This is a genomic window from Steroidobacter sp., from assembly GCF_036402275.1.
Taxonomy (GTDB): Bacteria; Pseudomonadota; Gammaproteobacteria; order Steroidobacterales; family Steroidobacteraceae; genus Steroidobacter.
The window spans coordinates 189,225-209,774 of the sequence record NZ_DASWTF010000051.1 but is presented as its reverse complement, the minus strand read 5'-3'; the positions used below and the strand labels follow the sequence as shown (position 1 = coordinate 209,774).

General features: G+C 62.4%; 18 protein-coding genes. 6 read left to right on the top strand and 12 right to left on the bottom strand.

The window, feature by feature from the left end; translation table 11 throughout:
• Positions 1-57: 57 nt before the first annotated feature.
• Entirely contained in the window at positions 58-186 is a 129-nt protein-coding gene (locus VGD45_RS30375) for a hypothetical protein (RefSeq protein ID WP_331159158.1), read from the bottom strand.
• Positions 187-302: 116 nt separating this feature from the next.
• Here VGD45_RS30375 and VGD45_RS30370 point away from each other — a divergent pair, with 116 nt between their 5' ends.
• Both VGD45_RS30370 and VGD45_RS30365 read left to right on the top strand, forming a co-directional pair.
• A complete protein-coding gene (locus VGD45_RS30370; protein ID WP_331159157.1) occupies positions 303-3,407 on the top strand; it encodes a TonB-dependent receptor domain-containing protein in 3,105 nt (1,034 codons plus the stop codon).
• Positions 3,408-3,538: 131 nt separating this feature from the next.
• Positions 3,539-4,060 (top strand): hypothetical protein, encoded by a 522-nt coding sequence (locus VGD45_RS30365; RefSeq protein WP_331159156.1) that lies wholly within the window; start codon positions 3,539-3,541, stop codon positions 4,058-4,060.
• Between the two features lie 31 nt (positions 4,061-4,091).
• On the opposite strand, the gene VGD45_RS30360 is transcribed toward VGD45_RS30365, so the two are convergent.
• Both VGD45_RS30360 and VGD45_RS30355 read right to left on the bottom strand, forming a co-directional pair.
• The gene (locus VGD45_RS30360) at positions 4,092-4,685 is read right to left on the bottom strand and encodes a hypothetical protein (RefSeq protein WP_331159155.1); all 594 of its coding nucleotides are present in this window, start codon (positions 4,683-4,685) and stop codon (positions 4,092-4,094) included.
• A gap of 83 nt (positions 4,686-4,768) precedes the next feature.
• Positions 4,769-5,710, bottom strand: coding sequence for a patatin-like phospholipase family protein (locus tag VGD45_RS30355; RefSeq protein WP_331159154.1), 942 nt, complete (start codon positions 5,708-5,710; stop codon positions 4,769-4,771).
• Between the two features lie 82 nt (positions 5,711-5,792).
• Here VGD45_RS30355 and VGD45_RS30350 point away from each other — a divergent pair, with 82 nt between their 5' ends.
• Together VGD45_RS30350 and VGD45_RS30345 are read left to right on the top strand one after the other, a co-directional pair.
• Positions 5,793-6,290, top strand: coding sequence for a MarR family winged helix-turn-helix transcriptional regulator (locus VGD45_RS30350; RefSeq protein ID WP_331159153.1), 498 nt, complete (start codon positions 5,793-5,795; stop codon positions 6,288-6,290).
• Positions 6,290-7,606, top strand: a complete 1,317-nt coding sequence (locus VGD45_RS30345) for a S41 family peptidase (protein ID WP_331159152.1) — start codon at positions 6,290-6,292, stop codon at positions 7,604-7,606. Before VGD45_RS30350 ends, VGD45_RS30345 begins: the two co-directional genes overlap by 1 nt.
• Positions 7,607-7,609: 3 nt before the next feature.
• Here the strand turns inward: VGD45_RS30345 and VGD45_RS30340 are convergent, their stop codons facing one another.
• From VGD45_RS30340 to VGD45_RS30305, 8 genes are all read right to left on the bottom strand, one after another.
• Complete coding sequence (locus tag VGD45_RS30340; RefSeq protein ID WP_331159151.1) at positions 7,610-9,436, bottom strand: thrombospondin type 3 repeat-containing protein; 1,827 nt, start codon at positions 9,434-9,436, stop codon at positions 7,610-7,612.
• A gap of 14 nt (positions 9,437-9,450) precedes the next feature.
• Positions 9,451-10,509, bottom strand: coding sequence for an OmpA family protein (locus VGD45_RS30335; RefSeq protein WP_331159150.1), 1,059 nt, complete (start codon positions 10,507-10,509; stop codon positions 9,451-9,453).
• A gap of 228 nt (positions 10,510-10,737) precedes the next feature.
• Positions 10,738-11,511, bottom strand: a complete 774-nt coding sequence (locus VGD45_RS30330) for an SDR family oxidoreductase (protein ID WP_331159149.1) — start codon at positions 11,509-11,511, stop codon at positions 10,738-10,740.
• Positions 11,508-12,755, bottom strand: a complete 1,248-nt coding sequence (locus VGD45_RS30325; protein WP_331159148.1) for an MFS transporter — start codon at positions 12,753-12,755, stop codon at positions 11,508-11,510. Before VGD45_RS30325 ends, VGD45_RS30330 begins: the two co-directional genes overlap by 4 nt.
• Positions 12,752-13,606, bottom strand: a complete 855-nt coding sequence (locus VGD45_RS30320; RefSeq protein ID WP_331159147.1) for an SMP-30/gluconolactonase/LRE family protein — start codon at positions 13,604-13,606, stop codon at positions 12,752-12,754. The genes VGD45_RS30325 and VGD45_RS30320 overlap by 4 nt, the downstream gene beginning before the upstream one ends.
• On the bottom strand, positions 13,603-13,935 hold the full coding sequence (locus VGD45_RS30315; protein WP_331159146.1) for a hypothetical protein: 333 nt from the start codon (positions 13,933-13,935) through the stop codon (positions 13,603-13,605). The genes VGD45_RS30320 and VGD45_RS30315 overlap by 4 nt, the downstream gene beginning before the upstream one ends.
• Positions 13,936-14,835: a DUF6772 family protein gene (locus VGD45_RS30310; RefSeq protein ID WP_331159145.1), complete on the bottom strand. Its 900-nt coding sequence runs from the start codon at positions 14,833-14,835 to the stop codon at positions 13,936-13,938.
• A 42-nt stretch (positions 14,836-14,877) separates the two neighbouring features.
• Entirely contained in the window at positions 14,878-15,762 is an 885-nt protein-coding gene (locus tag VGD45_RS30305) for an IclR family transcriptional regulator (RefSeq protein ID WP_331159144.1), read from the bottom strand.
• Between the two features lie 189 nt (positions 15,763-15,951).
• Here VGD45_RS30305 and VGD45_RS30300 point away from each other — a divergent pair, with 189 nt between their 5' ends.
• Both VGD45_RS30300 and VGD45_RS30295 read left to right on the top strand, forming a co-directional pair.
• Positions 15,952-18,651 (top strand): TonB-dependent receptor, encoded by a 2,700-nt coding sequence (locus VGD45_RS30300; RefSeq protein ID WP_331159143.1) that lies wholly within the window; start codon positions 15,952-15,954, stop codon positions 18,649-18,651.
• 2 nt (positions 18,652-18,653) lie between these two features.
• Positions 18,654-19,391, top strand: a complete 738-nt coding sequence (locus VGD45_RS30295) for a GDSL-type esterase/lipase family protein (protein ID WP_331159142.1) — start codon at positions 18,654-18,656, stop codon at positions 19,389-19,391.
• Here the strand turns inward: VGD45_RS30295 and VGD45_RS30290 are convergent.
• On the bottom strand, positions 19,370-20,548 hold the full coding sequence (locus tag VGD45_RS30290; RefSeq protein ID WP_331159141.1) for a hypothetical protein: 1,179 nt from the start codon (positions 20,546-20,548) through the stop codon (positions 19,370-19,372). The two genes, VGD45_RS30295 and VGD45_RS30290, sit on opposite strands and share 22 nt — an antisense overlap.
• Positions 20,549-20,550: the final 2 nt, after the last annotated feature.

The following is a 20,550-nucleotide window of genomic DNA, read 5'->3' as shown; positions in this document are numbered from 1 at the left end:
AGGGATGGTTCGCGGCGTTGTAAACGATGCATTAGCTCGTATATCTGCTGTTTCCTCCTAGTTTGTTTCATCCGCCGCGGCCGGATGAAAGTCACGAATGGCCCGCCCGGGATCCATTCGGCCGGAACAATTCAGCGCCATGGTCACGGCCGCTGCATACAAACGGCCGCGGTGACTCGACAACATTGCGTTCCGCTCCCAAGCTTGTATAAATTTGTAACAACTGGCGCCCGGCAATGGATCGGCGTGAGCCGGCGAGAGGGCGCAAGAAAATAAACGCCTGAAACATGGGGAGTCTGTTCATGCACGGATGTAATGAACGAAGGGTCCTGCTCGTTGCTGTGGCGGCCGCGCTACTCGGCGCATCTTCGGTGGCCATGGCACAGGAAGATGTCGAAGAAGTGATCGTCACCGGGTCGCGTATCGCACGGCCCAATCTCGAATCGGCCGTCCCCGTCATGAGCGTGGCGGGCGAAGAACTGTTCCAGACCGGCAATACGGCCATGGGCGATCTGCTGAACGATCTGCCCTCGATGCGCACCACGTTCGGTCAATCCAACTCGAGCCGATTCCTCGGCACGACCGGACTGAATCTGCTCGACCTGCGCGGCCTCGGTACACAGCGCACGTTGGTGCTGGTCAACGGCCGCCGCCACGTGGGCGCAGACATCCTCGTCAACGCCGTGTCGCCGGACACCAATACGTTCCCGACCGATCTGGTCGAACGTATCGACGTCGTGACGGGCGGCAATTCCGCCGTCTACGGCTCGGACGCCATCGCGGGCGTCGTGAACTTCGTGCTGAAAAGAGATTTCGAGGGCTTCCAGGTGCGCGGCCAGGGCGGCCAGAGCTCCAAGGGTGACAACGACACCTACTATGCAAGCGTGCTCGCCGGCACCAATTTCTTTGATGACCGAGGCAACATCGCGGTCAACGTCGAGTATGCCAAGCAGGAAGCTTTCTTCGCCTCGGCTCGCTCGAATCTGCGCAGGCAGGGCCTGTTCGTCGCCGGCGATACGGATCCGAACGGTTCGCCGAATGGCGCCGACGACACGTTCGATCGCGTGTTCTACGCGGACGCCCGCTTCGCCACGCTCGCCAATGGCGGCTCATTGCTGCTCACGCCGACCGTGGCCTCAGGTCTCGCTCCGTGCGGTCGCGATGCGCTCGGCCGTGCGTACGGCTGCTCGTTCTTATTTCAGCCGGACGGCTCGATCACGCCACAGACCGGCACGCGCATCGGCCTCGCGCCGAACGGCAATTACGACGGCGGTAATGGCACATCGAACCGCGAGCGTAATGCGATGGCGATCTTCCCCGACCTCGAGCGCGCCTCGGTGAACGTCGTCGGCCATCTGACGATCAGCGAGGCCTTCGAGCCTTTTATCGAAGCAAAATATGTGCGCACCGATTCGCTGCGCTTCGGCGGTCCCGCCTTTTTCCAGGGCGGCACCATCGATGGCGATCGCGAGATGCCGCGCTTCGACAATCCGTTTCTGAGCGATGCCACGCGCGAGCAGATCAGAGCAGCGTATGCAACCGTGGGTCTCGCTCCGCCGTCGGGTAGCTCTCCTATTGTCTTGCGCCGGAATCTGCTCGAACTCGGGCCGCGTCAGGAGGACGCGGTACGCGAAACGACTCGCATCGTGCTCGGCGTGGCCGGCAATTTTGCCGACGACTGGAACTACGAAGTCTCCGTGAACGTCGGCGAGTTCAAGGAAGACACCGAGGTGCTCGGCAATCTGAACCAGCAGCGGTTCCTGCTCGCGATGGATTCGACGCGCAACGCCAATGGCGAGATCGTTTGTCGCTCGCAGATCGATCCGGACGCGGCGCTGATTTATCCGTTCTCCGCTTCCAACGATTACGCGACTTCGTTGCTCGCCGGCGACGTCGCCGCCTGCGTGCCATTCAACCCCTTCGGTGAAGGCAACATCACCCCAGCGATGCGCAACTATCTGCTCTCGAACACGACCTCGGTCGCCAAGATCGAACAGTTCGTGGCCGCCGCGTCGATCTCCGGCACCAGCCAGCGCTGGTTCGAACTGCCCGCCGGTCCGATCGGCCTCGCGCTCGGCGTCGAGCACCGCACCGAGGACAACTACTTCAAATCCGACGATCTGGTCGAGAACGGAATGACGTTCTACAACGCGTTGCCGTTCTTCAATCCGCCGACCTTCGAAGTCAGCGAGGCGTTTACAGAGTTCCGCGTGCCGTTGCTGGCGGACAAACCCTTTGCCGAGATGCTGACCCTCAATGCCGCCGGCCGTTACGCGGACTACAAGGGCGCGACCGGAGAAGTCCTGGCGCACAACTACGGCCTGGAATGGGCGCCGATCGACAGCCTGCGCTTCCGTGTCGGCAAGGCTCGCGCGGTGCGTGCTCCGAACCTGGTGGACTTGTATTCAGCGCTCGGCCAGAACTTCGCTCTCGTGAACGATCCTTGCTCGGCCCGAAACATTGCCACTGGTTCAGCGACGCGCGCAGCGAACTGCGCGGCCGCGGGAATTCCGGCGGACTACGACTTCGTCTATGCGTCTTCGCTGAGCTTCCTGACCGGCGGCAATCCGAACCTCAAGGAAGAAACATCCGATTCGTTCACGGCGGGCTTCGTGTTCCGGCCAGACTTCCTGCCGAGCCTGACATTGTCGGTGGACTACTTCGACATCGACATCGATGACGTGATCACGGCCCCCACCGCCCAGCAGATTCTCGACGCCTGCTACGACAGCGCCGATCTCAACAATCAGTTCTGCGGCTTGTTTCAGCGCGCGGGCGCGGGCGGCGGACCGCAGGGTGAGGAGCAGTACCAGATCCTCGAGGGCAGCTTGCAGCAGGTCGTTCTCAACTATGCCAGCTCCACCTCTCGCGGCATCGATCTGGAAGTGGGCTTCAATCAGCGCCTCGGCAGTGTCGGCGACCTGAGCACGCGACTGGTCTACACGCATACGCTGCAGCGGGACGACTTCCTGAATCCTGCCGATCCCGGTTACGCCGATCAGGTCCTGCTGGAGCTCGGCGATCCGGAGGATGCATTCAATTTCAACGCCGACTTCAAGCGCGGCCCGTTCACGCTGGGCTACGAGCTGCGCTACATCGGCAAGATGGTGCTGAACCAGTACGAAGACATCTTCAGCCTGCAGGGCCGTCCGCCGCAGAATCTGGATTACGCGCGGGAGCGTTACTACCCCTCGGTCATGTATCACGACGTGCGCGCGTCTTATGACTTCACCGATTCCCTGAATGTCTATGTCGGCGTCGACAACGTGGCTGACAAAGTGCCGCCTTTCGGCCTGACCGGGCAGGGCGGCGGCACGGGCGGCATCGGCAACAGCGGCATCTACGAGTCTCGCGGCCGCTTCATCTTCGCCGGGTTGAAATACAACTTCGGAGGCCCCGACCGGTAGACTTTGCGGGGCCGTGGCTGAGCGCGTTTGCCCGCGAAGGGTGAACGCGCTCACATATTTGGAACGCCCGGCTGATTGCGTCGGCCGGGCAGTTGCTAGTCTTGCCGCCCTGGCACTGTTCGGGAGCGGCAATGAAACTCAGGCTCGCGGTTGGGATCGTTCTAAGCGTTACGTTGTCGGGCTGCGGCGCTTTACAGCCGATGAATCCGACTGAATTCCGGCAAGTCGTCGGCGGCAGTTCGCTGGGAACAGTCGAGACATTCGAGGCGGCGCGCCCATATCAGCAAGTCGTCGAGACGCTGCGCAAGAAATCGAACGAGTGCCTGGCGGTGGCCACCAGCTCTTCGGGCCCGGTATTCCAAGGCAACATGACCATGACGGAAACCACTCGCTCCGCTTACAAACCTTCGCTATCGGTAGCCGACGGTCAGACGGAGCTGGCGGTGCAGGTCGATTTCGGGCCGCACACGACTATTGGCAAGAAGCCGGAGGGCGGCTTCTACATTCTGGTTGCCGATGCGGCGCCTGCCGGTGCATCGGCGACCAAAGTGACCATCTATCGCGGCAGCATGGGTCGCGCGAAGGAGATCGGCGCCGCTGTTCGCGGTTGGGCCACGGGTGCGAGCTTGGACTGTCCGAACCTGAGTAGCTGAGCAGAGGAGGGCGCGACGGACGATGCTTCCGTCAAGGCGCCTCGTCCCGCGGCGAGGTCGATGACTCGGCGGGCAACTGACTCAGAAAATCGCTGAGGCTGCGTCGGCCGTCTTTCCATTCCTCGTAGAGCTGCGGCTCCTTCGGCAGGCCCAGCGCCGTGAGCTCGATCCGGCTCGACGCGGCCATGGCTCGAAGGTCGTCGCGCTCGATCGGGAAATACATCGGGGCCGAGCCGTCGATGGGCAGCGGCAGCGCCGGCTGACCGATCCCCAGCTCGGCCAGGTTGCCCGTGTACTGAGTGAGCGCAAGCGACCGATCGTCCATGCGCAGCTTGATCTGTTGGAAAGAGCTCTCGAAGCTGGTCTGCTGTTTGTAGGTGACGTCGCCGGTGCTGCGGGGGATCAGCACCAGGTACAGGCGCCGCGCGCCCATGCGATTGACCTCGATGGCGGTCAGCTGCGCGAGCTTCCGCTGGTTGATCCTGCCAGAGCCACGCATCAGAACCAGCGGCTCAGTCTGCGATGTGATCGTGGCGACCGACACCGGATCGAGCCAGGAGGTTACGGTGGGCTGCGCCATGCAACCCGCCAGCGTCAGCAACACCAACAGCACTGAATATTTCATGAAGATAAAGGCGGCTTCGAGCGTCTAACGGAGTGTAGATCGGAGCGCAAGCCGGCGTGGATTCACTCCGTCCCGATGGGACATCAAACTGCACCGACGTGAGCGTGTGTGTCGTGTTCGTCGTGCTCGTGAGGTAACAGCTCGGGGGGCGTGCCGCGGTCGTGCAGGCCCTTCTGTTTGAGCCACAGCCGCGTCGAAGCTTCCGAGCGGCGAATCAGGTCCGCCGTCTGCGAGAAGTCATAAGCCGTGACGGCGACTGGACACAGTGGCGGCAGCACGACGAGCTCGACTCTGTCGGAGAAGTGCTCGATGTCGCTCACCAGTTGTCGCATCACCAACAAGTTCAACGCGTGAAGAGCGACAGCGACGGCGCCGCGTGGCGGTTTTGGCAGCGCGCATGACATGCCCGTAGGTAGGACGATGATGCGTGTCGCGCCGAGTGCGACTGCAGTGGAGATCGGCGTGTTGTTGGCGACACCTCCGTCCATGAGGTAGTCGCCATTGATCGCCACGGACGGAAACACGCCCGGAATGGCCGCGCTCGCGAGCAGCGCGTCTGTCATTGGACCGGTGTTCATGGCGACTTCGGTGCCAGTGAGCACGTTCGTGGCGATCACATGACAAGGAATGCGCGCGGCTTCCAACGTCTCGCAAGGAAGCTCGGAGTCCAACAGAGATTTCAAGAACGCCGGCGCGATGAGGTGATCTCTACGGCCGAGGATGGCGAGCAGGCTGTTCACGATGGAGAACGGGAAGACGTCGGCGCTGCGGAGCTTGCTCCAGATCCGCTCGAGCCGTGCGACGCCTTCCACGTCGGGTTGGGCGGCAAAGTAAGCTCCATTGATCGCGCCGACCGAGGCGCCCACCACGAAATCGGGCAGCACTTTGATTCTCATCAGCGCCTTGAGCATGCCGACTTGCACGGCGCCGAGGCTGCCGCCACCCGCGAACACGAAAGCGGTACGTGCTGGGTGAGAAGTAGATGCGTGCGATTCCATATCGGTCGAAGCACTAGCGGGCGCCATTGCCAATCTTATAACGCGGCCTGGCAAAACGAACTGAAATCTGGCGCTTGCCAAAATGTAACAGCGCTTATACATTTCCCCCATGCCGGATCGACCCAACCCCACGCTGGGGACGTTGCTGAGACATCTGATCGAGAAGCTCGATGGCGCCGTGGAGCGCAGTTATGTCGAGTCCGGATTGGACTATCGGCCGCGCTACACGCCCATTGTGCGCGCCCTGATGGCGTCGGGGCCGGCTTCGATCCGGAGCATCTCGCGTAGCGCCGGTATCACGCATTCCGCTGCCAGCCAGACTGTCGCGCAGATGGTCGAGAAGGGGCTGGTGCGCTTCGAGCCGGGCAGCGATGCGCGTGAGCGGATCGTCGCGCTCACGCCTGCCGCCAAAGCCATGATTCCCAAACTCGAGCAGCATTGGAGCGCAACCAACGATGCGGCCCGACTGCTGGACTCGGAGCTCTCGATGCCGTTGTCCGATCTGTTGCGGGAGGCGATCGACGCGCTCGACCGCGCTTCCTTCACGCAGCGAATCGAGGCGGCAGCGACGAAACACAAGCGTTCCAAAAGCAGGAAGAAAAGCTGATGGCGACCGTTCTATCGCGTCGTTTGAGCACGGCGCTGGCGATGTGCTGGCTGATCTGCACTCAGGCGCTGGCCCAGTCAGGCCCTCCAGCGTTATCGGCGGCGGAGCGCGAGGCTGCTTTGAAAGCCATCGCGACGGCGTTCGAGGAGCAGTACGTCTTCCCCGAGATGCGACCTCGCATCGTCGAACACTTGAAGAATGCAGAGCGCACTGGTCGCTACACCACGGACGATCCTTTGGTCTTTGCCGAACGAGTGACCGAGGATCTGAAGAGCGTGGGCCGCGATAAACATTTGTTTCTATCGTTCGATCCCGCCGGCTATGCCATCGCGACCCGCGGTGCGGATGGGGACGGCGGCGAGGAGGCGTTGTGGCAGCGGCTTGCGGTTCGCGAGCATCACGGGCTGACCGAGATGAAAGTCCTCGGCGGCAACGTCCGTTATCTCAGGATCAGCCGATTCGATTGGCTCGGCGATCGGACGGGCGCGGCCTACGACGAAGCGATGCAGTTCCTGAAGGACGGGGACGCCGTCATCATCGATATCAGAGGCAACGGCGGCGGCGCGCATTCCGCGGTTCGCTACCTGGTGAGCCATTTCATGGACGCCGACGTTTTGGAAATGACTTTCCTGGAGGGCTCCGCCACGCCGTCGCAATCGCGAACGCTGGATCGCTTGCCGGCCGGGCGACTGAAGGGCATGCCGCTGTATGTCCTGATCGATCTCAGTTCGGCCTCGGCCGCCGAAGCGTTCGCGTACGACGTGCAGCAGTTCAAACTGGGCGAGTTGATCGGATCGAAGACAGTGGGAGCGGCCAACAACAATCGGCTGCTGCCGATCGCGCCCAATTTTGTTTTGAGCGTGTCGTATGGTCGACCGGTTCATCCCATCAGCAATACCAATTGGGAGGGTGTCGGAGTGACTCCGAGCATCGCGGCCAGTCCGGCTCAGGCGTTGGAAGTCGCGCACTCCCTGGCGCTCAAACGGTTGAGTGAGAAGGAGGACGTGAGCGCGGAGAATCTCGCCGATTATTCGTGGGCGAAGGTCGCGGCCGACGCCAGGCTCAATCCTGTGACATTCAAGCCCGGTCGTTTGCAGGCGCTGGCGGGCCGCTACGGAGCGAATACCGTCGAATTCCGCGACGGAACCCTATGGCTGACTCGCGCCGATCGCGAGCCGGCTCGCCTGTCGCCGATGACCGCGGATGGCCTGTTCGCCGTCGAACGCGTCGACAGCGTGCGCGTGAGGCTTACGGGCAAGGCTATGGAGTTGCTGCGCGTCGGCGTAGCGAAGGTGCAGGTGCTGCCTCGGGGATGAGTGTCAGGGCGGCGCGATACACAGCCCGTAAACATCGAGGGCATTGAGGACGTTCAGGCCTCCGCCGAAATTCAGGCGGACTGCGTCGAAGTCCTGGGTCGTGTCGATCACCACGAGTCCGCGGTCGGGGTCACCCGCCACCTGCAACAGATCGAGCTCGAACGTACCGCCTTGGCCGCCGCTTTCGACGGGTGAGCCGTTGCGCAGCGTGGTGAGCACTGTGCCGGACAGCACGCTTGCACTGATCGGGCCGGAGGTGCTGGACACCATGAAGCCAACGCGATGCGAACCGGTGTGAACTTCATCTGTATCCGAGACGCGGATGAAGGCGCTGCCCAGCGTCGAGAGGGGCACGTGCATGCGGGCCGCATTGTCGAGATTGGCATCGATCACGTTGCCCGCATCGGCTACCGAGCAGAACAAACAAACGCCCGTTGTGCCTGTCGCGACGGTTGCCGATGGGGTGAGCACGGGTTCGAATAACTCGCCGGGGCCGCAGGCGTATTCCTCGGCGCTATCGCAAACATCGCCGATGCCGTCTCCATCGACGTCGCTCTGGTCGGCGTTTGGAGCCACGGGGCAGTTGTCGGTGGTGTCGGCGACGCCGTCGCCGTCGTCATCGGTATCGCAGGCGTCGCCGGCGCCGTCGCCGTCGAGGTCGGTTTGGCTCGCGTTGGCGGTCGACGGACAATTGTCGAGGCCATCGTCGATGCCATCGCTGTCGGAGTCGGTCTGCGTATCGCAGGCGTTGCCGATGCCATCAGTGTCGCTATCGCTTTGATCCGCGTTCGCGAGGAACGGACAGTTGTCGGAGCTGTCGCCGACACCGTCGCCGTCGTCGTCTGAATCGCAGGCGTCGCCTGCGCTGTCGCCATCCAGATTCGTTTGCGCCGCGTTGGCGTTGACAGGACAGTTGTCCGTCGTGTCGACCACGCCATCGCCGTCGTCATCCGAGTCGCAGACATCGCCGACGCCGTCAGCATCCAGGTCGGTCTGCGTCGGGTTCGCGATGGCCGGGCAATTGTCGTGGGTGTCTTCCAGACCGTCGCCGTCGGTATCGGTGTTGGCGTCGCAGGCGTCGCCGATATCGTCGTTATCGGAATCCGCCTGGTTGGCATTGGCGGTATCGGGGCAATTGTCCGCGGCATTGGCGACAGTGTCGCCGTCCCGATCGTTGTCACAAACATTGCCGACGTTGTCGGCGTCGTCATCGAGTTGGTCGGCATTGCTCATGACGGGGCAGTTGTCGGCGCCGTTCTGGATTGCGTCGCCGTCCACGTCGGAATCGCAGGCGTCGCCGATGCCATCGCCATCGAGGTCCGCCTGATCCGCGTTGGCGACCAGCGGACAGTTGTCGACGCCGTCGTCACGGCCATCGCCGTCGGTGTCGGTGTTGGTATCGCAAGCGTCGCCGACGCCGTCGCTATCGGCGTCGGTTTGCGCCGGGTTCGCGACGGAGGGGCAATTGTCACTGGCGTTCGAGACGCCGTCGCCGTCCCGGTCGGCGTCGCAGACGTCGCCAAGCGCATCGCCGTCTGCATTGGACTGAGCGGCATTGGACAGGGCGGGGCAGTTGTCGCTCGAGTTCAACACGCCGTCGCCGTCCAGGTCGTCGTCGCAGTCGTCGGCGCGGCCATCGCCATCGGCATCGCCCGCTGTGCTCGAACAAACATTCTCATCGTCATCTTCAGCGGGATCGTCGCCGACCAGAATCTGAGGTTCGGACTGACCGCTGGGTTCGGCGGGCTCGCCGTCGGCCATGCAGCCGGACAACAGGAGGGCCGTTGCAAGCACCGCCGTCGCCGTCAGCAAATGTTTCATTCGCATCATATGCCGCGCTCCGATTAGTTATTACCGCGGACGCGGAGTTCGACCCGGCGATTCAACGCCCGCCCGGCCTCGGTATCGTTGGATGCAACCGGCTGGCTTTCTCCATAGCCGTTGGCGCGCAATCGAACGTTCTCGACGCCAGGCCGAACCAGATAATCGCGAACCGATTCCGCCCGCGAGCGCGACAGGTTGAGATTGTAAGTGTCGGAGCCGCGGCCATCGGTGTGACCGGCAATCTCCACGAGAACATCCGGCTGCTCGTACAGCGCGCGTGCGACACCTTCCAGCGTCCGCCGTGCATGCTCGGTAAGAATGGCGGAGGCGTATTCGAAGTGGACGCCTTGCAACGTGATGGTCTGGGCGCCACGCATGCATCCGCGGCGGTCAACGCTCGCGTTCGGCAAAGTGTTGGGGCAATCGTCCTGGGAATCGACCACGCCGTCCCGATCGTTGTCGGCGGGCGGTGGCGTCACGGTGACCAATGGCACTTCCTTGATCACGACGCGCTCGCGCTCGACTTCGACGATTCGCTCGCGCACTCTGCCGAGAGGGACGCTCAGCCCGATGCCGACGTGCCAGTCGCCAAAACGACGATCGCTGTCGAACACATCGTAGATGTAACGAACCTCGCCGCGCAGCCGAAGCCCGCTTTCGGTCAAGCCGCCGCTGGCGATCCCGAGAGCAGCGTTGACGAAGGGATTGATGCTGTCGTCCCGGTCGGGCAACACATCGTCATAAACAGCGCCCACACCGACGAGCGCGAATGGGTGCACGCGGCTGCGCTGACCGAAGGAGCGCACGAGATCCGTTCCGACACCGAGTTGATAGTAATCGGTGCCACCGGGCAGATCCGTCTCGAGCACCGAAGCGAAGCCTTGCAACTCCGCCGACCACTGGTCCCTCAGAATCCAGCCGAACGCGCCGCGCAGCCCGGCGCCTCGACCTGCGACGCCGCGATCTTCATCAGAATCGACGTAGTACGGAAACGCATCGAAATGCTGAGTTTCATTCTCGTCGCAATGACCAGACAGGCTCCACAACAGGAGCACGGAGCAAATCGCGCCGCTACGCATACGGGACCCTCGCCGATGTTTCTTTTGATTCCACGCTGGCGTCTTTCAGGCGGCGTGTATTCAATCGGCGGCGGGCGCTGCATTCTGAGAGGGATATCGCAGAATGAGCCCTCGACGGCGTCGGTGAGTATTTCCCCTAAGAATCAGATAAACCACAGCTAAAAAATTCGCTGCAGCAAACTGCGGCAGAGCAATAGAAACATTGCTAGCCGACGTGAGTGAGCTGATCTACAGGCGCATTCCGCCGTCCACGGCTAGCACCGCGCCGTTGATATAGCTGCCCGCTTCCGAACACAACAGCAGAGCGGCGCCAGCACAATCGGTAGGCATGCCGATGCGTGCGGAAGGGATGCGTTCTATGACGCTCGCTTCGAACGCTGGATCGGCCAGCCGCGAACGATTGCGATCCGTGAGGATCGCGCCGGGCCGTAACACGTTGAATGTCACACCGGGCGCGCGCTCGTTGCGAGCGAGGTTGAGGATCATGCTGGTTTGCGCCGCCTTGGTGGCGGAATAAAACAAATGCCCGGGATTCGGGCGGTCCTCTTGCACCGAACCGATGGCCAGAATACGTCCCCATCCGCGCGAGCTCATCGCCGGGAGAAGAGCCTGGATGAGCGCGACTGTGGCATGCAAGTTCACTTGGGCCTGGCGAAGCATCGCTTCGTCGGTCACTTCTCGCCAGGGCTGGATGATTTCGAGCGAGGCGTTCAAGACGAGAATGTCGGCTGCGCCGAAGACGCTCTCGACAGAGCGTTGCAGTTCTCGCACCCCGTTCGGAACGGCAAGATCAGCGACGCATCCAGCAGCGCGCCAGCCACGAGCGGACCAGTCAGAAACTCGGGCATCCACTTCGTTGCGATCCGTGCCATGCGCGACGATTGCCGCGCCGGACGCGCCCAATGCTTCGCTGATGGCGCAGCCGATGCCGCGAGTGGAGCCGGTGACCACGGCGACTTTGCCGTGGAGATCGAAACTCGACAATGCCGTGCTCATGCTCATGACGCTTCCGCCGCCAGGGAGGACGATCGTGAGGTGTTGAGCACGATCGCCAGGAAAATCAGTCCGGTCAGCAAGGAGGCCGCGGCCAACGCCTGCAAGCCGACTTCCACGCCGTAGCGATCTTTTAGCGCGCCCATCATGAGCGGCGCCACGGCCCCGACGGTGTAAGCGCAGGCCACCACCAGACCCGTCACGGTCGAGCGCAGACGGTTCTCGACGCAATCGAAGATCGCCGCGAACAGATTGGCGTCGTAGATGCCTCGGAACAAACCGAACGTGGCCAACGCGCAATAGACGGCGAACGCCGAGTCGAGCGTGGCGGAAAGATAAATCCACGGCGCGCACATGGCCAATGCGAAGCCCATGCTGAGCAGACGGAAGCGCGGATATTTCACCGACCAGCGATCGCTGAGCACGCCCGCCAGCAGCAGTCCCAGGTAGCCGAAGATGTGATGCCAGGCGACGGATTGAAAGCCGGCGGACGCCAAGGACAGTTTGAATTTTTCCGCGAGGATGGTCGGCATCCAGGTGAGATAGCCCACCAGCACGAACACCAGGCCGCTGAAGCCGATGGCCTGCGCGATCAGCGGCGGGCTGCGAAGAATCTCACGCATCGACTCACTCATGAGCGCGAGATCCTGACTGAGCGGTCGGCGAGGCGCGCTCTGCGTGGCTTGCCCTCGCGTCCGTAACGCGATGATCACGGCCCAAGCCAAGCCGCAGAATCCGAACAGATAAAACGTCGCGCGCCAGCCGTAATGATCTGCCACCCATCCGGCGAACAAACTGCCGACGACCACGCCGGTGTAATTCGCGGTCTGGTGAACAGCCAGTGCGCGTGAGCGGCTGGCAACGTGATGCTCGGCGATCAACGAATTGGCAGCGGGAGCGTACAGCGCTTCACCCATGCCGGTAGCGACGCCGCGATATAAGAGCAACATCAGAAATCCGCCGGCGCTGCCGGTGAGCAAGGTGCCGATGCTGAAGGTGAGCAGGCTGAACACCACGATGTGCGAACGGCGAAAGATGTCGCCGGCGAGTCCGGCGATGGGCACCAGCAAGCCGAACACCACGGTGAACGTGGTGGCGATCCAACCCATCTGCGTCGAGGTGAGACCGAACTCCGCCTGAATCAGCGGCAAGGTGACGCCGAAGATCTGCCGGTCCGCCTGGTTGAAAAAGTACGCGACCCACAGCAGTCCGACTAATTCCCAGCGGTGCAGGGACGAGCGCGCTCCTGTCATGGCGCTGGCCGCGGCCCGAGAAAGGGCGCGTCGCCCGGACCGAGATCGGGGAACGACAGCACAGTGCCTTTCGCGGCTTCCGTCACGAGCAATCCATAGCGCCCGCGCGGATCGAATGCGCAGTTGGTGGGACGGCCGCCAGGAACAGGCACGCTTCGTTGCACGTTGCCGTCGGCGTCAGCGATCAGGACTGCGCCGGCGCTGTACAAACAAGCGTGCACACGGCCTTGCCGGTCGATCGCCAGGCCGTCGGGCCCGATCGGACCGGGTGTTTCGAAGCACGCTTGCAGGGACAGCGAATGCGGCGACGCTGCGTTCCAAGCCGCATATGAAACGCGCGTTCTATAGGTCTCGGCGAGGTACAAGCGAGCGCCGTCCCCGGCGAACGCCAATCCATTAGGAAACAACAGCTCCGCGGCGATCACTCGAACGGCGCCATTCGGGGACAGACAGCAAACGTATCCAGTGGGTTGCTGACGCGAGTTGCCGGGACAGGTGAACAGCAGATTGCCGGCGGCATCGAAGGCGAGATCGTTCGGTGCGTCGAGGTCGTGACCGTCGACCGAGCCGGCGACACTGTGAACACGCGCTGTGGCCGTCTCGAAGCGACGAATCTCGTTGTGCTCGGAATCGCAAAACCAGATGTCGCCATTGGTGTCGAGCGCGAGGCCGTTGGGAGCGCCGCTAACCACGTGGCGTTCGATCTGGCCTTCCGGTGAGATGCGGCAAAGCGCGCCACCGCGCAGTTCGACACACCAGATATCGCCGGAGCGATCCACCAGCGGACCTTCTGGAAACAACAGGCCGTCCGCGAGCACGGTGTGGCGCGGCGGTGACGTATCGATGTTCATTTGAGATGCACCGTCACCAGGACCACGCACTCCGATCCTTCCGGTAATTCGCCGCGCAGTCGTAACCAATTACCGAAGTGCGCGACGCGCACCACTGCGACTCCATTTTCCTGGGTGGGCATCGCCACGCACGCGCCTTCGCGGACCCAATGCATGCCATCGGGAGAAATCTCGACGAACAGCTTCGGCATGGGGCCGACAGGCGCTCGCAGAGCGCGGATGAAAAAAACCGCCTCGCTGGCCCAGCCGGCTTCGAGCGGCTCGGTGGCGCTGTCGCCGCGCCAGGTTTCGTTGCGGGCGACGACGGTGGTGGAGCTTTCGCGCAGCACTTAGAAATCCCCCGACAGGCAGACGGAGTCCACATACAGAAAGGCGCGTTTGTTTGCGTCCGTCTGCGCGAACAGGGCGACGTTGAGCATGCACCAGAGATTTTTCATCGCCGGCATGCGCAGCGATTCGAACGTCCCGAGGTCGAACTCTCGATCGTTGCATTGGAAGGAGAGCGCCGACATGGAGGCGATGTCGAAATCGAAACGCAGGTAATGCCAGTTCACCTTGGTGGCGATCTCGTTGTAGCACAGCCGCTGGCCGCCCTCGGGCAGGTCCCGCCAGTCGTTATCGCCGAGATGAAAGTGGCTGACGGTTTCGGCGGCGTTACCGATGTCCTGGATCGTCGGCGCGCCGTGCTTGAACTGCCACTTCTGCTGCAACTGTCCTTCTCGCGAATTCAAATACCGCAAGTGAGGCATCACTCGCTGACCGGCACGGCCGGCACGATCGCTCATTTGCAGATCGAACAGGAAACCCACCGACTTCACGTCGCGATCCGACAGCATCAGCTCGGTCGCTTCGGGCTTGAACGTGAAATACATCTCCAGTCGGATCGGCCCGGGCTTGCGAAAGGTCAGCCGTTTGATGCCGACGCTCAACGCGTCCCGTTGCGGGCGCGTGGCCAGCTTCAACGCGTAGCTGCCATCGTGGGAACCATGCGAACCGGTGTCCCAGTGACTGAGCGTGGACAGCATCGGGCCGGTCAGGCCGCGATAGCCGGGCAGCAGCGTGTCCAGCGAGCCTTCGTAATTGCCGACCAACGAAGTCCAGCCGCAGTGACCTCGATCGAAATCATCGAAAGTGATGATCCGCGGCAACGGATCGAAACGACTGAGCCTGGGATCGGCTTGGAGCAGGGCCCGGCGGAAATCAGCGGAAGCGTCTGCGGCCAAATTCATGTCATGTGTCGGCACGGGAGTCCTCGAGTCTATGCGGCGGGCTCAGGCGGCTGAGCCGTCGCGAAATCCGATCGCGGCGGACAGTTTGGCCGCCGCGGCAGCAACCATGTCGCGGACCGCGTCGGGTGGCGCGTAGTTGTTGCGTTGGGGCAGATAGGGAACGGTAAGTGCGGCAATCGCATGGCCGTGCCGGTCTCGCACGGCGAAGCTGTAATTGACGATGCCTGGAATGCGCAGGCTGGGTCGTTCCTCGTAACCGTGTGAAGTCACTTCGCCGAGCTTGGTTTGAAATGCCTGTAACGAACCTTCGTCCATCACTTGCGCGAGCTGCGAGAAGAGGGTGCGTCGCGCGGTATCGGTGAGGAACGCGCACAACAGAATGCCGGAGCTGGTTTCAGTGGCTGGAAACTGCGCGCCGAGCCGAACCGAGTAGCGAATCGGCAGGGGCGAATCGATCTGCGCCACGATGGTGATGTTCGTGCGGCTCAACACCGCGAGGTGACAGCTCTGGCCGGCGGCGCTGGCCAGCTCTTCCATGACTGGAACCGCCGCGGCGACCAACGTGCGCAACGGCGGATGCTCATGCGAGAGATGAAACAAACGCATCGACAGCGAGTAGCTGTCGCTATTGCGATCGCGGACGATGTAATCGCGCGCTTCCAGAAATTGCAGGATGCGATAGATCTCGCCGGTGGAACGCCCCAGCGAGCTGGCGATGGTGGTGAGGTTCAGGCCATTGGGCGAGCTCGCCAGCAGCTCGAGAATCTCCAGGCCTTTCTCGAGCGCCGGAACGGCGTAGCGCGCCGGTCGGGCTGATTCATCCGCAGTCGCAGGTACCGCTTCCATCTCATCGACCCCCTCGATCTCGCTCTCATTGTCGCGAACGGTTTGCGCAGCGTCCGCGCACTCGTCGCCGGTGGTTTTCATGGATGAGAAATTCTCACCAGAAACTTTCATCTATGACGATGAAATCCGTATTGGAGGCTGTTTCTCAGCCAGTTCGCGGTCGAGAGTGTAACTGTATTGCTTTTGCGTGAGAAACATTTTTATATGCGACAACAGTGATGCCGGCGACGGCATCGAAGAACGATCGACAAGTTGCGGGGGGCTTCAAGCATGAGCATCAAAGCGAGTGCATCGCTGTTGGGTACGTCACTGGTCGCGCTGCTCGCGGCGGACATGGCGATGTCACAAGAACAAACCAGCAGCACGCCGCCGGCGGCGGGCAGTCAAGACAGCGTCGAAGAGGTGGTGGTCACGGGCTTGCGCCAGTCCATCGCCGCGGCAATCGAAGCGAAGCGGGACGCCTCCAGCATCGTTGACGTGGTCAATGCCGAAGACATCGGCAAGTTGCCGGATCAGAACGTCGCCGAAACTTTGGGGCGCGTGTCGGGTATCAATATCTCTCGTAAGGACGGCGAGGGCAGCGGCTTCACCGTGCGCGGCCTGTCGTTGAATCGCATCGAGATCAACGGACGCACGTTCGTCGGTCCGACCCAGGACGCCACGCCGGCGCTCGAAACGGTGAATCCGGAAATTCTTTCCGGGATCGAGGTGATCAAGTCGCCGACCGCGGATCTGGTCGAAGGCGCCATCGGCGCGACCGTGAACTTGAAGACGCGACGGCCGCTCGACGGCGAAGACCTGCTTTCCGCGCGAGCGCAGGTGGTTTACGGCGACAAGGCGGACAAAACCGGTTATCGCACTTCTGGAACGATCTCCAAGTCCTTCGGTGAAGGGACCTTCGGTGCGTTGTTGGGCCTGGCTTATGCGCGCGTGCATGCGCAAGGCGAGGGGCTCACCACCAACGGCTGGGTGCGCACCAACGCCATCGATGGCAATGGCGACGGCGTCGACGATCCCGGATTGTTTCGTCCCAACCGCATCAGCTCGCAGATCGAACAGCGCTCGGACGATCGCAGCACCGCGACCGGCGCTTTGCAATGGCGGCCCGATGACGCGACGGAAGTCATTCTGGAAGGCACCTACTCTCGTCTCGAGCGCGAACGCGATCTCGCCTATTACCAGCTGTTGTTGAATGATAATGACGTCGCTGGAAGCACGGCAGTGTTGCCAGATGGCACCGTGTCTCGCGCGACGTTGAGAGGAATCACGTTGCGGCCGTTGGCGTACGATGCGCCCTCGGATCTGGAAAGCTACAACTTCGGTCTGTCGGCCAAGCGCGAAGTAGGGCGCTTCAAGCTCTCCGCCGACGTGTCCTACAGCCGAGGCGAAGGTTCGGAGAACCAGGCCGGCCTGTCGACCGGCGCGCCGTTCACCTATGTGATCGTGCCCAGGGACGGCAACACCGTGGATGTGACTTACGATTTCGGCGCCAATCGCAATTTCCCCAACTATTCGCTGAGCTCGAACTTCAATCGGGACGATCCGTCGCAGTATCGGCTGTTCTCGGTGTTCGACGGGGTGGCGCGTTCGGAGAATCGCGGTTATGACGGGCGCTTCGATGTCACCTTCGATGCGGGGTGGGGCGCGCTCACCAGCCTGCAAGCCGGTGCGCGATATGAAGACATCCAGTTGCAATCGGAGGATCCGCAGTCCACGCCCGGCGTGGCGAGCTTGCTGGCCGTGGCCGATCGCAATCGCGACGGTATCGTCACGTTGGATGAGCTGCCCGCCGTCAGTTACAACAATCAGCTGAGCGGAGATTTCTTCTCGGAGGCGAATGGCGACTTCCCTCGCTACTTTCTGACCGGCGACGTGTTGTCCGTCGCTCAGGCGAGGGCTGACGTGGGATTGGGTCCACCGGCGCGTGTGCCGGCGGCCGAGCGCAGTGTCGATCAGCGAACGCCGGCGGGCTATGTGCGCGCGAACTTCGAAGGCGATTTGTTCTCCGTGCCGTACGTCGCCAACCTCGGCGTGCGCTTTGTTTCGACGCGACGCACGGCTCGCGGTAACTCTGTGGCTACCGGTCCGGCTGGCGTGACCGTCACGCCGACGGAGTTGACCAAGACGTTCTCGCAATGGCTGCCGAGCGGCAACATCTCATTCAACTTGACGGATGATTTGCTGCTGCGTTTCGCGGCGTCCAAGGTCGTTGCCCGACCGGCGCTGCGCGATGTGGCGCCGGGCATCACGGTGTCACTCACGAACTTCACCGCATCCGCGGGTTCGCCGGATCTGAAACCCATCGAGGCGGATCAGTACGACGCGACCATCGAGTGGTACATGGCCGACGCCAGCCTGCTGTCGCTGGCTTTGTATCGCAAGGACATCAGCACGTTCATCATCTCGACCACCAGCAGCGAGACCATCGACGGTTATCCGCCCACGGCGGTGAACCCGAGCGGGCTGTTCCAAGTGAACCGTCCTCGCAATGGCACGGGCGGCACGGTGGAAGGTTTCGAAGTCGGCTATCAGCACGCCTTCAAGTTCCTGCCAGCGCCGTTCGATGGCTTCGGTGTGCTGGCGAACTACACGTACGCCGATAGCGAGACGCCGATTCAGAACCCGTTGGGCGGCGGTACGCTGCCGCTGCAGAACCTGTCCCGCGACAGTTACAACGCTGTGGGTTATTACGAGAACGACTTGTTCACGGTGCGCATCGCGTACACCTATCGGAGCAAGTTCCTCGCTTCGTTGGATAGCGCCGCGTTGGGTGGCGCGCGTTATGAAGATGAGTACGGGCAGCTCGACGCCACGGCGTCGGTGTCCTTGTCGGAGAAGATCAAACTCACGCTCGACGCCGTCAATCTGAACAAGGCCATCACTCGGCAGTACAACGGCACCTGGTCGCGGCTGACGGCTTCGTCGGTGAACGATACTCGCTATACGTTAGGCTTCACCGCTAACTTTTGATCATGGTGTTGTTGAACCCGCCGCGCGACGGCGTCGACATCGGCGACTACACGCTGCGCGACTTCGCGGCGAAGTGGCTGATGCAGCAATGTGACCTGGCGGAAGTGTCCGTGTACCGCGAGGCGAATCGCTCGCTGCTCGCCAGTGAAGACCGCCGACCGCGCCTGGTCTTCATTGGCGACTCGATCACCGAATTCTGGACGGACCTCGCCGCGTTACAGAGCGAATCGGCGGCGATTATCAACCGAGGCATCCGTGGGCAGAACAGCTCACAGCTGCTGCTGCGATTCGAAGACGATGCCATCGCCTTGCAGCCTGCGTGCATCGTGCTCTTGTGCGGCACCAACGATCTGCGCAGTTATGTCGGCGATGCCGGCAGCGTTGCGGAAAGCGCGAGGCAGAGGATCGTCCGAAACGTGACCGCGATGGCTGACATCGCTCAAGCGCGACGGATTGCGCTGTGTCTCGGTGCGCTTCCGCCCGTGAATCCCGCGCACCCCGTGCATCGTGATCCGTCCGCTATCGTCGCAATCAACGCCTGGCTGGCTGAATTCGCAGCCGCGCGGCAGATCGACTTCATCGACTACCATCGCGCGCTGGTAGATGCCGCAGGTCATCTCGATGCAGCGTTCTCGGAAGATGGTTTGCATCCCAACGCCACGGGCTATGCCCGAATGAGGCAGGAGCTGCAGCGCTGCGCGACTGTGTCTTCGTTTATCTATCCGAACCGCACCGCGTAGATCGGCGGCAGGTTGTGACTGACGGCCGTCCAGCTTTCGCCGCGGTCCTCGCTCAGATAGAGGTTTCCAGTGGTCGAGCCGAACGCGACGAGATCGTCGTTATTATCGAGAGCGTGGCGGTAGACGACGTCGTACGCGCTTTCCTGTGGCAGGCCCTTTCGTAGCTGTCGCCAGCTCGCGCCGCCGTCGTCAGTGCGCGCGACGAACAGGCCGCCATCGATAGCCATGCGCTGTGCATCGGAGCGTCCGGGGACGAGCCACGCGACCTTGCCGTTGTTCGCGTCGACCGTGACGGGGAAGCCGAAATGCACTCCCTCGCTGGGCGCGCTGACCTTGCGCCAGTTCTCCGCTCCATTGTCGCTGTAGAAGACGCCGGCGTGGTTTTGCTGCCAGACGTGATCGGGCGAACTTCGGCACAGCTCGATCACGTGCGGATCGTGGCCCCATTCCGCTTCCGGATCGGGATTGTGATCCATGGTCATGCCCTTGTTACGGCTGCGCCAGGTGTTGCCGCCGTCGCTGGTTTCGAGCACGCCCGCGGTAGAGATCGCAATCAGCAGCCGCTTGGGATTGCGCGGATCGATCGCAATGGAATGAATGCCCGGCGCGAACTCGCCGCCCTCGGATGCCGGCGTTCCGAACCACTTCGTTTCGCCGGTGCCGTCGCCGTTGAACAAGTCTCCGCCACGCGACTCGTGATTCCATAGCGGCCGATTGAGCTCGAACGATGCGCCACCGTCGCGGCTCTCGAACAGGCCGCCGGGGATTGTGCCGATCCAGATCGAGCCGTTATCTCCAAAGGAGATGACCCACAGTTTCAGCAGCGTGGCGTTGCGAATCGTCGTTTTCCAGCCGACGCCGAATTCGCTCGCGGCGTCCTCGTACATGTCCTGACCGATGTAGCGTGCACCTTCGGGATATTTCACCTGAGCGGGGTTGTCCCGCCAGGTCGCGCCGTCGTCATCGGAGATCGAGAGCTTGGCGCCCCAGTGGCCATGACCGAGCAGGGCCCACAGGCGGTTTGTTTTCGGATCGCGGGCGACGTAGTTCACGCCGATGCCCGAATGCCCGACCAGCGCCGCGTGCCAAGGGCCCGCGGACTTCTCGACCTTGAATGTTCCTTTGCGCGTTGCGACCCAGACTGTCTTGCCGCTCATGC

Excerpts from the sequence above, each read along its gene's own strand:
- VGD45_RS30375 (WP_331159158.1), bottom strand. The coding sequence starts at position 186 with ATGTTGTCGAGTCACCGCGGCCGTTTGTATGCAGCGGCCGTGACCATG.
- VGD45_RS30370 (WP_331159157.1), top strand. The coding sequence starts at position 303 with ATGCACGGATGTAATGAACGAAGGGTCCTGCTCGTTGCTGTGGCGGCC.
- VGD45_RS30365 (WP_331159156.1), top strand. The coding sequence starts at position 3,539 with ATGAAACTCAGGCTCGCGGTTGGGATCGTTCTAAGCGTTACGTTGTCG.
- VGD45_RS30360 (WP_331159155.1), bottom strand. The coding sequence starts at position 4,685 with ATGAAATATTCAGTGCTGTTGGTGTTGCTGACGCTGGCGGGTTGCATG.
- VGD45_RS30355 (WP_331159154.1), bottom strand. The coding sequence starts at position 5,710 with ATGGCGCCCGCTAGTGCTTCGACCGATATGGAATCGCACGCATCTACT.
- VGD45_RS30350 (WP_331159153.1), top strand. The coding sequence starts at position 5,793 with ATGCCGGATCGACCCAACCCCACGCTGGGGACGTTGCTGAGACATCTG.
- VGD45_RS30345 (WP_331159152.1), top strand. The coding sequence starts at position 6,290 with ATGGCGACCGTTCTATCGCGTCGTTTGAGCACGGCGCTGGCGATGTGC.
- VGD45_RS30340 (WP_331159151.1), bottom strand. The coding sequence starts at position 9,436 with ATGATGCGAATGAAACATTTGCTGACGGCGACGGCGGTGCTTGCAACG.
- VGD45_RS30335 (WP_331159150.1), bottom strand. The coding sequence starts at position 10,509 with ATGCGTAGCGGCGCGATTTGCTCCGTGCTCCTGTTGTGGAGCCTGTCT.
- VGD45_RS30330 (WP_331159149.1), bottom strand. The coding sequence starts at position 11,511 with ATGAGCATGAGCACGGCATTGTCGAGTTTCGATCTCCACGGCAAAGTC.
- VGD45_RS30325 (WP_331159148.1), bottom strand. The coding sequence starts at position 12,755 with ATGACAGGAGCGCGCTCGTCCCTGCACCGCTGGGAATTAGTCGGACTG.
- VGD45_RS30320 (WP_331159147.1), bottom strand. The coding sequence starts at position 13,606 with ATGAACATCGATACGTCACCGCCGCGCCACACCGTGCTCGCGGACGGC.
- VGD45_RS30310 (WP_331159145.1), bottom strand. The coding sequence starts at position 14,835 with ATGAATTTGGCCGCAGACGCTTCCGCTGATTTCCGCCGGGCCCTGCTC.
- VGD45_RS30305 (WP_331159144.1), bottom strand. The coding sequence starts at position 15,762 with ATGAAAACCACCGGCGACGAGTGCGCGGACGCTGCGCAAACCGTTCGC.
- VGD45_RS30300 (WP_331159143.1), top strand. The coding sequence starts at position 15,952 with ATGAGCATCAAAGCGAGTGCATCGCTGTTGGGTACGTCACTGGTCGCG.
- VGD45_RS30295 (WP_331159142.1), top strand. The coding sequence starts at position 18,654 with ATGGTGTTGTTGAACCCGCCGCGCGACGGCGTCGACATCGGCGACTAC.
- VGD45_RS30290 (WP_331159141.1), bottom strand. The coding sequence starts at position 20,548 with ATGAGCGGCAAGACAGTCTGGGTCGCAACGCGCAAAGGAACATTCAAG.